This window comes from Metallibacterium sp. (assembly GCF_054637675.1).
Genome location: NZ_JBTSRB010000014.1, coordinates 21,603 through 34,559 on the forward strand (window position 1 = coordinate 21,603; position 12,957 = coordinate 34,559).

Genomic DNA, 12,957 nt, shown 5'->3' on the forward strand with positions numbered 1-12,957 from the left:
GATGGCCGACGTAACCCTGCTCTCGCGCCTGCGCGCCGCGCTGCCGGGCAGCGTTGCGCCGCCGCACGCGGCGCATGCCGCCACGCTGGCGCCAGCACGCACGCTGCAACTGCGGGCAAGTGACTGGGCCACCGCGGCGGTGGCGCTGGTGACGCTGGGCGCGCGTTTCTCCGCACTATGGATCGACCACGGTGCGCAGCCATGGCAGGGGCTGGCCTTGTTCGCCGATGGCGGCGATTACCTGCTGCTACGCGCCGAACTCGACAGCGCGAACCCGGCCCTGCCCAGCCTGACGCCGCACTTCGCCGGGGCCGCGCGCGGCGAGCGTGGCTGGCACGATCTGCTGGGCGTGGTCTTCGTTGGCCATCCCGACCCCCGTCGCTGGCTGCGACATCAAGCCTGGGGCGAGGACGACTATCCCTTGGCGGCGCCGACACCAGCACCGGCACACACCCCGGCCGATACCACTTACCCGTTCGCGCGCGTGGCCGGTGGCGCCGTGCACGAGGTGGCCGTCGGCCCGATCCATGCCGGCATCATCGAGCCGGGGCATTTCCGTTTCGCCACCGTGGGTGAGCGGGCATTGCAACTGGAGTTGCGCCTCGGCTATGTGCACCGCGGCGTGCAGCGCATCGCCTGTGGGCGTGACGCGGCGGGTCTGCTGCGCCTGGCCGCGCGCGTCAGCGGCGACAGCGCGGTGGCGCACGCCTGGGCGGCGGCGATGGCGCTGGAACACGCGGCGGGCATCACGCCGCCCGCGCGTGCGCTGGCGTTGCGCGCGGTGCTGGCCGAGCGTGAGCGCGTGGCCAATCATCTCGGCGATGCCGCCGGCATCGCCAACGACGTCGGTTTCAGCTTCGCGCACGTGCAATTCGGCGCGCTGCGCGAGCGCTGGCAGCGGCGCAGCGCGGAATTGTTCGGGCATCGCCTGCTGTTCGATGTGCTGACGCCGGGCGGCGTGCGCGGGGATGTGGATGCTTCCGCGATCGCCAGCTTGCGCGCGGATCACACCGCGTTGCGCGCGGTGTTGCGGCCGCTGATCGACATCGTGCTCGACCACCCCTCGCTGGACGACCGCCTGGTTGGCACCGGCGTGCTGGACGCCGCCGACGCGCGCGCGCTCGGCTGCCTCGGCTATGTGGCCCGTGCCTCGGGTCAGGATCTGGATTTGCGCCGCGATGCGCCTTACGCGCCTTATGACCGGCTCAGCGTGCGCGTACCGGTGTACACGCAGGGCGATGTCGTCGCGCGCCTGCGCGTGCGCCTGGATGAAATCGGCATCGCCCTCGATCTGCTCGATGCGCTGCTTGATGATCTGCCCGCAGGCGCGACCATGGTGGCATGGGCACCCCCCGCGGGTGGCGGCACTGGTCTTGGTCTGGTCGAAGGCTGGCGCGGTGAAACCGTGGCGTATGTGCGCCTGGACGCGCTGGGTCGCGTGACTTGCTATGCGCCGCGCGACCCCGGCGTATTGAACTGGCCGGCGCTGGAGCGCCTGTTGCCAGGCAACATCATTCCGGACTTTCCCGTATGCAACAAATCCATCAACGGCAGTTACGCCGGCCACGATCTGTAAACGTCCATGCTGCGCATCCTCAACCGCATCGCCCGCACCGGCAACCTGACCGAGCCGCTCGACACCTCGACCTCGCTCGAGGCGCTGGGCATCGAGGTGCGGCGCACGCTGCACGCGCACTTCGCCGGCAGTCTGGCGATCCGCCACATCGATGCCGGCTCTTGCAACGGCTGCGAGCTGGAAGTGCAGGCGCTGGGCAATCCGTACTACGACCTCGAGCGTTTCGGCATCCATTTCGTGGCCTCGCCGCGCCACGCCGACGCGCTGCTGGTCACCGGCGTGGTGACCCGCCACATGCAGGCGGCACTGCTGGATGCCTGGCAGGCCATGGCCGAACCGCATCTGCTGATCGCCGCCGGCAACTGCGCCTGCGATGGCGGCGAGTTCGGCTGCTCCTACGCCAGCCTGGGCGCGGTGGAAAACGTGCTGCCGGTGGATGTGCGCATTCCCGGCTGCCCGCCCACGCCCGCGGTGCTGTTGCGCGGCCTGCTGGCGGCGCTGGGGCGCGTGCGCTGAGCGCGCTTCAATTGCCCCGCTGATCGCCCTGGGTGACGTCGGGCAGACCGGACACCAGCCACCAGTGCTTGTCCTTGGCATCCCAGCGCCAGGTCTGCTTGTCGGCGATGTTGCGCACCATCTGGGTGTTGCGGTTGATCAGGGCGATCCGCACGACCTGCCGATACGTATCGGGCGTGCCCGGCAGCGTGCCCTGCACCTCGTAGCTGGCGACGCGCAATTGCGCGTAGCGCGCGATCTCGAACTTGCTCAGCGGATGCTCGCTGCGCAGCTTCGGCTCGATGAATGCTTCGCCCGCGACCAGGCTGTCCCAGCGCAGCGCCGTGGAGTAGCCGTCGAGGGCCTTTTGCAGTGCATCGGCGCGGCGATTGGTGGCGCAACCGGTCAGCAGCGCGGTGGACAAGGCGAGCACGAGCAGTGGGCGCAGGCGCATGGCGATCCTCAGGTCGAGCGCGGCAGACGCGCGACGTAGCGCGCCTGCAGCAGCGTAGCCGATTCACCGGCGCTTTCGGCGCTGGCGCGAATCTGCAGCCGCGCCTTGCCGCGCGCGGCCAGCGTGGCGAAGAAATCATCCCAGTGCGCGCCCTCGTCCAGTTGCGCGACGGCGTGCAACTCGCCCCACACCGGCGCCACATAGCGCAACGTGGAGTCCTGCACGAACACCTCGCAATGCAGTCCGCGCGCTTCCAGCTCCAGCTCGACCAGCGCCCAGCCCGCCAGCGTCAGCAGTGATGCCAGACTGCCCCCGAAGGCGCAGCCCTTGTCGTTGATGTTGGGTGCCAGCGGCGCGCGCAGGCCGAGCATGCCGTGGGCGCGCGCGCCCGGCGGCAACTCCAAGGCGGCGGCCAGCGGAATCTCGGCGCGCATGCGCGCGATCAGGCGCGCCAGCGCGCCATCGGCGCTGGCAAGGTTGGCGGAATCGTGCAGTTGGGCATTCATGGGCGGCGAGTCTGACCGGCAAGCGCGGTTGCCACAAGCCGGAACACGAGGGCTGCGCTAGCATCGCTGCGCATGAAAGCCCCTGCATTCGATGCCGCCGCGAAGCCATCGCACCCGTCCCTGCATGGCGCCACGCTGGTGCTGACGCGCGCCGCCGGCAGCGCGCAGAGCGAGGCGCGGCGCGTGCGCACGCTGGGTGGGCGCGCGCTGCTGCTGCCAGGCTCGCGTCTGGCGCCGGCAGCCGATGCCGCGGCTGCGCGCGCGGCACTGCGCGCGGCACTGCGCGCACCGCTGTGCATCTTCGTTTCGCCCACCGCGGTGCGTGCCGCGGCGCATTTGAACGCGTTGATCGCGGCGCCGCGCACGCGCGTACTGGCGGTGGGCGCGGCCACGGCGCGCGCGCTGCGGCGCCACGGCGTGTTCGATGTGGAGACTCCCGCGCGTGCCGACAGCGAAGGTCTGCTGGCGCTGGCCGCACTACGACCGCCACCGCTGCGCGTGGGCTTGATTGGCGCGCCAGGCGGGCGCGAGCTGTTGCCACAGGCGCTGGCCGCGCGCGGCGCGCAGGTGCTGCGCGCCGAGGTGTACCGACGCCTGCCGGCGCGCCTGGATCGGCGCCATCTGCTGCCGTTGCAACGCGCGCGCGCGCCGCTGTACGTGCTGCTGTCCAGCAGCGAAGCACTGGCGCATCTCATGCAATCCCTGCCCACCGCAGCGCGCGCGCGGCTGCTGGCCGGCACCGTCATCGCCAGCAGCGCGCGCGTGGCGGCCGCTGCGCGCGCCGCAGGTTTCGCGCAAGTGCATCAAGCCCGCTCGGCGCTGTCCGCCGACTTGCTGGCCGGCGCCTGCGCGGTGCATGCACGGCGGCGCGGCGGTGGCGCGTGACGGCCCAGTGCGCCAACACGGCTGACTTGTAAAAATTCAACTCGCTACAACCAAGCCACAACGACGCTGCTGTTAGCATTCCACCATGGACGACGCCTACATTCCCGCGCACCCCGCGCGCAACCGCTGGCGCAGCCTGCTGTGGCTGTTGCCGGTGCTGGCCGTGCTGCTGCTCGGCGCGGCGCTGTGGCAATTGCGGCAGACCAATCACGCCGCGCGGCAGGCGCTGAGCCTGAGCCAAAGCCAGAACGAACGCATCAGCACGTTGCAGGATGCCCTGGGCGACTTGCAGCAAGAGCGTGGCGGACTGAGCCAGCGTCTGGACGATGCCGCCGCCGTGAATCGCTCCTTGCGCGAAGAGCTGCTCGGCCTGCGCGAGCGCACGCGCACGCTGGAGGACGCGCTGGCCGGTCTGGCCGAAAGCCGCAACGGTGGCACCCAGGCGCTGCGTCTGGACGAAGCCGAGTTTCTGCTGCGCATGGCGCAGGAGCGCTACAGCCTGTTTCACGATGCCGCTGGTGCGCTGGACGCCACACGCCTCGCCGGACAGGCACTGAGCGGCGTGGATGCGCCGGTGTACGCCCCGCTGCGCAGTGAGGTCGCCGCCGCCAGCACCGCGCTGGAGCAATTGCAGCCGACCGCGCGCGCGACACAACTGGGCACGCTGGCCACGCTGCGCGCGCAAGTGTGGCAACTGCCGCTGGCGCCGAGCGCACGCGCGCCATCCGCACAGGCTGGCATGCTGACGCGCATCGGCCATGCGCTGGCCGGACTGGTGCGCATCCGCCGCATCGATCAGGCACCACTGTCCGGTGCCGGCTCCGACCTGTTGCACGAGATGCTGGCGCTGGATCTGGCGCAAGCGCAGGAGGCGCTGCTGGCCTGGAACGGCACCACCTATCAATCCGCGTTGAGCGATGCGCGCGCCCTGCTGCAAGCACGCTTTGATCTGACCTCGGCGGCGGCGCGGAGCTTCCGCGCGCAACTTGATGCGCTCAAGCCGCTGCCCACTGCGCCGCTGCCGCAGCTCGGCGCCACGCTCACCGAGCTGCGCCGTCTGCGCGCGCTGGAAACCCTGCGCGCGCCGCCGCCAAGTGCGCCCGCGCCGGCACGGAACACGCCCCGATGAAACTGTGGCGCTGGGTGCTGTGGCTGCTGTTGGTGGCACTGGTCGCGGCGCTGGGCTGGCACGCGCTGGCTAGTGATCCCGGCTACGTGCTGCTGCGTTTCCACGGCTGGCAACTGGAAAGCACCGTGGTCGCGCTGGCGCTGCTGATCCTGCTGCTGTGGATCGCGCTGGGCCTGGCGTGGCGCCTGCTGCGTTGGCCGTTCGGGGCCATGTCGCGGCATCACCGGCGCATGAGTCGCAAGCGTTTTTCCGAGGGTCTCATCGCGCTGATGGAAGGCCGCCATGGTGATGCCCAGCGCGCGCTGACCCGCGCCGCGCGCTTCGGGCCGCTGCGCGCGCCCGCGCTGCTGGCCGAAGCCGAGGCAGCGTATCGTCGTGGCGAGGCACAGCGCGCGCTGGAGGCACTGGACGAGGCCAGCCAGCAGGCGCCGCGCGCCGCGCGTGTGCTGCGCGCGCGCGTGCTGCGCCACGAAGGCCGCGCCGAGGAAGCCCTCGCGCTGCTGGTGCCCGCCGCCGAAAGCCAGCAACTGCCGCCGGCCGGCTGGGTGGAACTGGTCGAGGCCGCGCTGGCCGCCGGCCGCACCGATCGCGCGCGCAGCGCGCTGGAGCCGCTGCGCGCCAGCGCCGCGCTGAGCCCCAACGCCTACGCCGAACTGGAAGCGCGCGTACTGGCGCAATCCATCGCCGAGGCCAACGGCGCCGGCGCGATCAACGCGCTGTGGGCCGATTTGTCGCGCGCGCAGCGGCGCCCGCCCGGCGTGGTTGCCGCCTACGCGCGCCGCGCCGCGCAGTTCGGCGCCGGTCTGGCGGCCATGGACGAGATCGAAACCGCGCTGGCGCGGCAGTGGGATTCGCAATTGCTCGACGCCTGGGCCGAGTTGGGCGAACCCAGCACCTTGCCGGCGCGGCTGCAGCACGCCGAGCGCTGGCTGGAGGCGCATCCCAATGATGCCGCGCTGCTGGCCGCCATCGGTCATCTGCAGCTCGGCTTGCATCACCCCGGCGCCGCGCGCGAAGCGCTGGAGCGCGCGCTGGGTCTGGCGCCGAGCGCGCGCGCCTGGGAACTGCTGGGGGCGGCGCTGCAAGCCCTCGGCCAGCATGCCGATGCCTGCCGCGCGCTGCACAATGCGCTGCGCCTGAGCCAGGGCGAAGCCAGTCAGCCGCTCAGCGACACGGGGCGCATGAACACGCGACCGATCGCGGTCGAGCAGCGTGATGAGCAAGGGTTGCCGCGGCTGCCGGAATAGCCGGGACTCGGGGAATGATCCAAGCGCGGCGGTGGCGCGATCCTGCGCTTTGTCATGCTGAACGCAGCGAAGCATCTCCGGGCCCGCGCGGCGCGTGCGTTGCGCCCTGCTTCGCATCGCGGATCAAGGCCAGGCCTGCTCGCTCCATGGTCCAGGGTCGCGCGCCCAACGCGGGTATCCAGTTCAAGGCGACGCCACAGAGCGCTGGATCCCCGGTTTGCGCTGCGCGCGCCAGGGGATGACGCGGATGGGCAAGTAGCGCGACGGCCTTGCTTCATGTCCCGCGCCGCGAGTCCCGCGCCACCCCCGGATCCCGGATCCCGCGTACTTGAGCGCGTCGCGCACGAAACTTGTGCGCGGTACGCGAGTCCAAATCTTGGCGAAACATTCCAGATCACGGGTTCGCCGCGCGCAGGATGCGACGTGGCGTTGACTATCCGGGCGTGCCGCACGCCTCATTCGGGAACCGACTCATGCGTACATCGATCGGCAAGACCCTGGCGTTGACTGTGCTCACGGCGCTGGCCGCGAGTGGCGCGCCGGCCATGGCGGCGCCTGCCGCAGCGCCCGGCCCCACGCGGGTCGCGCCAGCGTTGTTCCAGGATTTGCACTGGCGCCTGATCGGGCCGTTTCGCGGTGGGCGCGTGCTGGCGGTCAGCGGCGTGCCGCAGCACCCGCAGCGCTTTTACTTCGGCGCGGTGGATGGCGGCGTGTGGCGCAGCGACAATGCCGGGCGCACGTGGACGCCGATCTTCGACGCCGAACCCGTCGGCTCGATCGGCGCGCTCGCGGTGGCACCGTCCAACCCCGATGTGATCTATGTCGGCACCGGCGAGGCCGACATGCGCTCGGACATCGCCATGGGCGATGGCATGTGGAAGTCCACCGACGCCGGGCGCACGTGGACGCGCATCGGTCTCGAGCACACGCAGGCGATCGGCAGCGTGCTGGTCGATCCGCATGATCCGAACATCGTCTACGTCGCCGCGCTGGGGCATCCCTACGGCCCCAATGCCGAGCGCGGTGTGTTCAAGACCACGGACGGCGGCAAGACCTGGCACAAGGTGCTGTACAAGAACGTCAACACCGGCGCGATCGATCTGGCCTTTCAGCCCGGCGATGCGCGGGTGATCTACGCCGCGCTGTGGCAGACGCGGCGCCCGCCGTGGAACGTGTACCCGCCGTCCAACGGCCCCGGCTCGGGGCTGTACAAATCCACCGATGGCGGCGCGCACTGGCACGAGATCAGCTCGCCCGCGCACGGCTTCGCCGCCAATCCGGGGCGCATCGGCATCGCCGTGGCGCCATCCGATCCGCAGCGCGTGTACGCCATGGTTGATGCCAAGGCCGGCGGTTTGTATCGATCGGACGACGGCGGCGCCCGCTGGACGCACGTCAGTTCCGACGTGCGCATCTGGCAGCGCGGCTGGTATTTCGGCGGCATCACCGTCGCTCCGCGCGACGCCAATGTGATCTATGCCGCCAACACCGCACTGTACGAATCCGTCGACGGCGGCAAGGTGTTCGTGCCGGTCAAGGGCGCGCCTGGCGGCGACGATTACCACACGCTGTGGATCGATCCGCGCGATCCGGCGCACCGCATTCTCGGCGTGGATCAGGGCGCAGTGGTCAGCATCGATGGCGGCAAGACCTGGTCGAGCTGGTACAACCAGCCGACCGCGCAGATTTATCACGTCACCACCGACAACCGCTTTCCGTTCTGGGTGTGTGGCGCGCAGCAGGATTCCGGCGCGGTGTGCCTGCCCAGCCAGAGCGAACACGGCGTGGACGGCATCAGCATGATGCAGTTCCACGAGCTGACCGCGGGCGGCGAAAGCGGCGAGATCGCGGTCGATCCGGACAATCCCGATCTGATCTTCGGCAACACCTACGGCGGCTCGGTGGACAAGTACGACCAGCGTACCGAGCAGACGCAATCGGTCAATCCGACCCTGGCCTGGCCGGGGCTGTATCGCGCCACCTGGACGCTGCCGTTGGTGTTCTCGCCGGCACAACCCAGGGCGCTGTACTTCGGCAATCAGCGCGTGTTTCGCACCCTCGACGGCGGCGCGCACTGGACGCCGATCAGCCCCGATCTGACCCGCGCCGATCCCGCCGTTCCAGCCAATCTTGATGCCAGCACCGCGGCCGACAGCCCGATCGCCGGGCCACGCCGCGGCGTGGTGTACAGCATCGCGCCCTCACCGCGCGATGTGCAACTGATCTGGGCCGGCACCGACGATGGTCTGCTGTGGGTCACGCACGACGGCGGCGCGCACTGGAACAACGTCACCCCACCCGAACTGACACCATGGTCGAAGGTGGCCGGCATCGCGCCCTCGCCGCGCCATGCGCAGGTCGCCTACGTCGCCATCGACCGTCACCGTCTCGACGATTTCCGCCCGTACATCTACCGCACGCGCGACGGCGGCAAATCCTGGCAAGCGATCACCCACGGTATCCCGCCGCGCGATTTCGTCAACGTGGTCACGGTTGACCCGGTCACCCCGGGCTTGCTCTACGCCGGCACCGAGTTCGGCGTGTTCGTGTCCTTTGACGACGGTGATCACTGGCAGCCACTGCAGCAGAATCTGCCGGTGACCTCGGTGCGCGATCTTCTGGTCAAGGACAACGATCTGGTGATCGCCACGCATGGGCGCGGCTTCTGGATCATGGACGACATCACCCCGCTGCGGCAGATGGCGGCCGCGGTCGCCGCGCCCGGGACGTATCTGTTCGCACCGGCGGTGGCGTATCGCGTGCGCCCACTGGGCTTCGCCGGCACGCCACTGCCACTGAGCGAACCGCGTGGCAAGAATCCGCCCAGCGGTGCGTACATCGACTACATGCTGAAGACGCCAGCGAAAGTGGTGAGCCTGAGCATCCTCGATGCCGCCGGCCAGGTGGTGCGCCGCTACAGCAGCAGCGCCGCGCTGCCCGGCATCGACCTCGCCAAGATCCAGATTGCGCCGGTGTGGGTGCAGCAACCGACGCCGCTGGCGACCACGCCCGGCATGCACCGCTTCGTGTGGAATCTGCATTGGGCGGCGCCCGCGGCGCTGGCCCCACACGGCGTGTGGAGCGATGGCGTATGGGCCGCGCCGGGCGCATATCGCGTGGTACTGGACGTAGACGGCCAGCGCACCACGCAGCCGCTGACGGTATTGCCCGACCCGCGCGTGCGTGGCATGAGCGCCGCCGATTACGCCGCGCAATTCAAGCTGGCGCAGGCGATCGAAACCGATCGCGCCAAGCTGGCCAGCGCGCTGCGTGGCGCCGCGCGCCTGCAAAAAACGCTCGCTCAGGTCAGCGCCACGCTGCCCGCCGCGCAGGCGACCGCGCTGAGCGCATTCCGTGCGCGCCTCGCGGCGCTCAGCGACATCCCCGCTGTCAATCCGTCGAACTCGGTGGGCACGCCGCCCACGCACCTCGACAGCCTGACCGCGCTGGCCGCGCGCATGGACAGCCTCGAGCACGCGGTGGACAACGCCGACGTGCCGCCCACCATCGATGCCGAGCAAGGCTTCCGCCTGGCGCACGCGACCCTGCGGGAAACCCTGGCGCGCTGGCAGCGCTTGCGTGGTCCCGAGCTGGCCACGCTCAACGCCAGCCTGCACGCGGCCGGCGCCGCGCCGGTCCACGATTGAAACGCGGCTGGGCCGGCCGCAGCGTGCCGCCGGCCCAGCCAACACCAACACCGAATTCCGCCTAGACTCGCCCGCACGCCACCCCGGGAACGGACACTCATGCGTCGTATCGCTTCGACCCTCGCACTCGTGGCACTGCTGGCCGCGGGCATCGCCCACGCGCAACTGCTGCCAGCGGCGCCCACATCGACTACGACCCGCATCGCCACGCCCGACCACACGATTCCCGAGGTGATTCCCGCGCCAGCGCGCGCCGAGGTGCAATCGGCCTCCAGCAATCTGCTGCTGGCGGATGCCTATCGCATCGAACGCAACGGTACATTCACCGAAACGGTCACGCGCAGCGTGCGCATCAACACCGTCGCCGGCATCAGTGAATGGAGCAGCGTGCGCTTGCCGTACAGCGTCTCACGGCAGAAGCTCACCGTGCTTTCCGCCTGGGTCAGTACGCCGGAGGGCAAGCGCATCGAGGTCGGCAAGAACCAGATCTTCACCAAGCTCGACAACGCCGGCGTGGGCGCGCCGATGTTCTCCGACACCGAGCTGCGCATCATCGTGTTTCCGCAATTGGCGGTAGGCGCGATCCTGCACTACAGCTACCGCATCGACACCCACGAGGCGCTGTTCCCTGATCAGTTCAGCAATATCGAGAGCTACTCGCGTTACGGCGACTGGGGCAAGGTGCGGCTGAGTTACGACATCCCCGCGGACCTGCCGTTTCACGTCGAGTCCCACGGCATGCAGCCGTGGACGCCCGCAGCACCGGCCGGCAGCGGCCGCAAGCTGATTGGTTTCGCGCTGAACAACGTGCCGCCGATGACGCCCGAGACCATCGCGCCCAACCCCTACGTGTTCTCGCCGCGAGTGATGGTGAGCACGTTCCCTGATTACGCCGCCATCGGCGACGCCTACTGGGCGCGCGCCAGGGACAAGGCCGCGGTGACCCCCGAGGTGCGCAAGCTGGCCGATCAAATCACCCACGGCATCAGCGGCAAGCGCGCGCAGGCGGTGGCGCTCTATGACTGGGTGAGCAAGCACATCCGCTACGTGGCGGTGTATTTCGGTGTCGGCGGCGTGGTGCCGCATGACGCCGACACCGTGATCGCCAACCGCTACGGCGACTGCAAGGACCACGCCACGCTACTGGAGGCACTGCTCGCTGCCAAGGGCATCGATGCGGTCGGCGCGCTGATCAATGCCGGCGGCCCCAATCGCCCGCCGCAAGTGGCCGCCAACCATTTCAATCACATCATCACCTACCTGCCGGAATGGCATCTGTTCGTCGATTCCACCGTGGGCGAGGCGCCGTTCGGTGAGCTGCCCGGCAGCGATCTCGGGCGCCAAGTCGTGCTGGTGCGCGCCGTGCCGGGTGAGCCACGCGTGCTGCATACGCCCGGTTTTGGTCCCGCCACCATGGGCCTGATCTCGGACGACCACAGCGAAATCACCGCCGACGGCAGCCTGATCGCGCACAGCAGCGAGCGCGGCGTCGGCGCCAGCGACATCGGCATGCGCGGCAATTTTCTCAGCGTGCGTCCGGGGCAGGAGAAATACATCATGCAAAGCATGCTGGCCTCGCGCGGCATGCAGGGCACCGGCGACATGCAGTTCGGCAACCCGCTGGATTTCGCCCGGCCGTTCGTGCTGCGCATGCAGGTGAAGGTGCCGGCGTTCGCGCAGTTGCCCGGCCCGGCGGCGGTGACCATTCCCGGCTCCGGCACGTGGATCAACGTGCCCGGCGGCGACGCTGAGGCCCGCCGCCTGCCGCTGGCCTGCACCGGCAGCGCACGCGTCAGCAACACGCGCCTGAGTTTTCCGCCGGGCAGCCACTTCATCGCCATTCCGCCGCCGATGAACTTCAGCAACAGCGCTGGCCACTATCAAGCGCGCTATCGGCTGGTCGGTACCAGCATCGTCGCCGAGCGCAGCCTGGTAACCACCGGCGATGGTCTGTGCCCGGCCAGCGATCTGGCTGCGCTGCAGGCATTGGCCGGCGTCATCGGCAAGGATCAGCGCGCGCAGGTGCTCTATGCCGGGCCGGGCGTGGCGCTGCACTGGCTGCAGCCGGAGCCCGCTGGCAAACCCTGATTGCGCACGCGCTGCTGATGCACGCGCGCGATCGGCGCGAGTGTCCGGCTGTGCCAGAGATCGAGCATGCGCAAGATGCGAACCGTCCACATACGGTCCCGGCGCTGCGACATCCGTTCGGCGCTGTCCCACGCCCCGGCCGTCGCCTGGCTCCATTCCATGGAGAACCCATGTCCAGGCTGTCGCCCACGCCGCTCGCCTTCGCACGGGGCGCTCGTCAGCGCACGCTGCTGGACATGAACCGTGCCATCCAGCGTCTGCTTGCCAGCGGCGTCGAGCACGCGATTGCGCCAACCAGATCAGCTTGTATCACAACCTGCCGCGGCAGGCAGTGGGCCGAAGCGTGGCCTGCGCGGCGCTCGCCGCGCAAGCATGCGACTCAGTGCTTGAGCTGCTTGCGCAGGCGCTCAAGCGCTTGCAACTGCGCGATCGCCTGCACCAATTGCGCCTGCGCTTCGGCCAGCTCGATGGCGTCCTTGCGATTGCTCAGCGCATCCTGCGCTTCCTGCTTGGCCTTGAGCGCGGCGGCCTCGTCGATGTCGGCCGCGCGCAGCGCGGTGTCGGCCAGCACCGTGACCACTTGCGGCTGCACCTCGAGGATGCCGCCGGAGACATAGAACGACAGGCGCTCGCCATCGGGGCGCACGACCTCGACCTGGCCCGGCTTCAGGCGCGTGATCAGCGGCGCGTGGCGCGGCGTGATGCCCAGCTCGCCCATGGCGCCGCTGGCGACCACGAGCGTGGCCTCGCCGTGAAAGATCTCGGCCTCGGCGCTGACGATGTCGCAACGGATGCTGGTCATGGTTCGTTCGCCTTGTACGCTTCACAACTGCAAGTGGGGAGTGGGGAGTGGGGAGTGGGGAAAATCTAAACGCTGACAGCCGTGCGCGTCCTGTTCCAGATCCGCCTGCCGCTCACCACCTCATCTGC

At 69.7% G+C, this 12,957-nt stretch carries 10 protein-coding genes; 7 read left to right on the forward strand and 3 right to left on the reverse strand.

All coding sequences use genetic code 11. The annotated features are described in order from the left end of the window. The first annotated feature begins 1 nt into the window (after window position 1). Together ACYDAT_RS06630 and ACYDAT_RS06635 are read left to right on the forward strand one after the other, a co-directional pair. Window positions 2-1,576, forward strand: a complete 1,575-nt coding sequence (locus tag ACYDAT_RS06630) for a hydrogenase large subunit (protein ID WP_461440385.1) — start codon at window positions 2-4, stop codon at window positions 1,574-1,576. 6 nt (window positions 1,577-1,582) lie between these two features. Further along, window positions 1,583-2,092, forward strand: a complete 510-nt coding sequence (locus ACYDAT_RS06635) for an NADH-quinone oxidoreductase subunit B family protein (RefSeq protein ID WP_461440384.1) — start codon at window positions 1,583-1,585, stop codon at window positions 2,090-2,092. Window positions 2,093-2,099: 7 nt separating this feature from the next. Here the strand turns inward: ACYDAT_RS06635 and ACYDAT_RS06640 are convergent, their stop codons facing one another. Then, window positions 2,100-2,525, reverse strand: a complete 426-nt coding sequence (locus ACYDAT_RS06640; protein ID WP_461440383.1) for a hypothetical protein — start codon at window positions 2,523-2,525, stop codon at window positions 2,100-2,102. Window positions 2,526-2,533: 8 nt separating this feature from the next. Continuing rightward, window positions 2,534-3,031, reverse strand: coding sequence for a YiiD C-terminal domain-containing protein (locus ACYDAT_RS06645; protein ID WP_461449131.1), 498 nt, complete (start codon window positions 3,029-3,031; stop codon window positions 2,534-2,536). Between the two features lie 72 nt (window positions 3,032-3,103). On the opposite strand from ACYDAT_RS06645, the gene ACYDAT_RS06650 reads away from it, so the two are divergent. The 5 genes from ACYDAT_RS06650 to ACYDAT_RS06670 all read left to right on the forward strand — a co-directional run bounded on the left by ACYDAT_RS06650 (window position 3,104) and on the right by ACYDAT_RS06670 (window position 12,027). Then, complete coding sequence (locus ACYDAT_RS06650; RefSeq protein WP_461440381.1) at window positions 3,104-3,916, forward strand: uroporphyrinogen-III synthase; 813 nt, start codon at window positions 3,104-3,106, stop codon at window positions 3,914-3,916. Window positions 3,917-4,001: 85 nt separating this feature from the next. Then, entirely contained in the window at window positions 4,002-5,045 is a 1,044-nt protein-coding gene (locus ACYDAT_RS06655; RefSeq protein WP_461449133.1) for a uroporphyrinogen-III C-methyltransferase, read from the forward strand. Then, complete coding sequence (locus ACYDAT_RS06660) at window positions 5,042-6,292, forward strand: heme biosynthesis HemY N-terminal domain-containing protein (RefSeq protein ID WP_461441530.1); 1,251 nt, start codon at window positions 5,042-5,044, stop codon at window positions 6,290-6,292. The genes ACYDAT_RS06655 and ACYDAT_RS06660 overlap by 4 nt, the downstream gene beginning before the upstream one ends. A gap of 473 nt (window positions 6,293-6,765) precedes the next feature. Then, window positions 6,766-9,939 carry a VPS10 domain-containing protein gene (locus ACYDAT_RS06665; RefSeq protein ID WP_461449135.1) on the forward strand — a complete coding sequence of 1,058 codons (3,174 nt, stop codon included), beginning with the start codon at window positions 6,766-6,768 and terminating at the stop codon, window positions 9,937-9,939. A gap of 99 nt (window positions 9,940-10,038) precedes the next feature. Continuing rightward, the gene (locus ACYDAT_RS06670) at window positions 10,039-12,027 is read left to right on the forward strand and encodes a DUF3857 domain-containing transglutaminase family protein (protein WP_461449137.1); all 1,989 of its coding nucleotides are present in this window, start codon (window positions 10,039-10,041) and stop codon (window positions 12,025-12,027) included. A gap of 379 nt (window positions 12,028-12,406) precedes the next feature. Here the strand turns inward: ACYDAT_RS06670 and ACYDAT_RS06675 are convergent, their stop codons facing one another. Then, the gene (locus ACYDAT_RS06675; protein ID WP_461439379.1) at window positions 12,407-12,829 is read right to left on the reverse strand and encodes a F0F1 ATP synthase subunit epsilon; all 423 of its coding nucleotides are present in this window, start codon (window positions 12,827-12,829) and stop codon (window positions 12,407-12,409) included. Window positions 12,830-12,957: the final 128 nt, after the last annotated feature.

Coding starts and splice junctions, on each gene's coding strand:
- ACYDAT_RS06675 (WP_461439379.1), bottom strand. CDS start 12,829: ATGACCAGCATCCGTTGCGACATCGTCAGCGCCGAGGCCGAGATCTTT.
- ACYDAT_RS06660 (WP_461441530.1), top strand. CDS start 5,042: ATGAAACTGTGGCGCTGGGTGCTGTGGCTGCTGTTGGTGGCACTGGTC.
- ACYDAT_RS06670 (WP_461449137.1), top strand. CDS start 10,039: ATGCGTCGTATCGCTTCGACCCTCGCACTCGTGGCACTGCTGGCCGCG.
- ACYDAT_RS06655 (WP_461449133.1), top strand. CDS start 4,002: ATGGACGACGCCTACATTCCCGCGCACCCCGCGCGCAACCGCTGGCGC.
- ACYDAT_RS06640 (WP_461440383.1), bottom strand. CDS start 2,525: ATGCGCCTGCGCCCACTGCTCGTGCTCGCCTTGTCCACCGCGCTGCTG.
- ACYDAT_RS06630 (WP_461440385.1), top strand. CDS start 2: ATGGCCGACGTAACCCTGCTCTCGCGCCTGCGCGCCGCGCTGCCGGGC.
- ACYDAT_RS06635 (WP_461440384.1), top strand. CDS start 1,583: ATGCTGCGCATCCTCAACCGCATCGCCCGCACCGGCAACCTGACCGAG.
- ACYDAT_RS06650 (WP_461440381.1), top strand. CDS start 3,104: ATGAAAGCCCCTGCATTCGATGCCGCCGCGAAGCCATCGCACCCGTCC.
- ACYDAT_RS06665 (WP_461449135.1), top strand. CDS start 6,766: ATGCGTACATCGATCGGCAAGACCCTGGCGTTGACTGTGCTCACGGCG.
- ACYDAT_RS06645 (WP_461449131.1), bottom strand. CDS start 3,031: ATGAATGCCCAACTGCACGATTCCGCCAACCTTGCCAGCGCCGATGGC.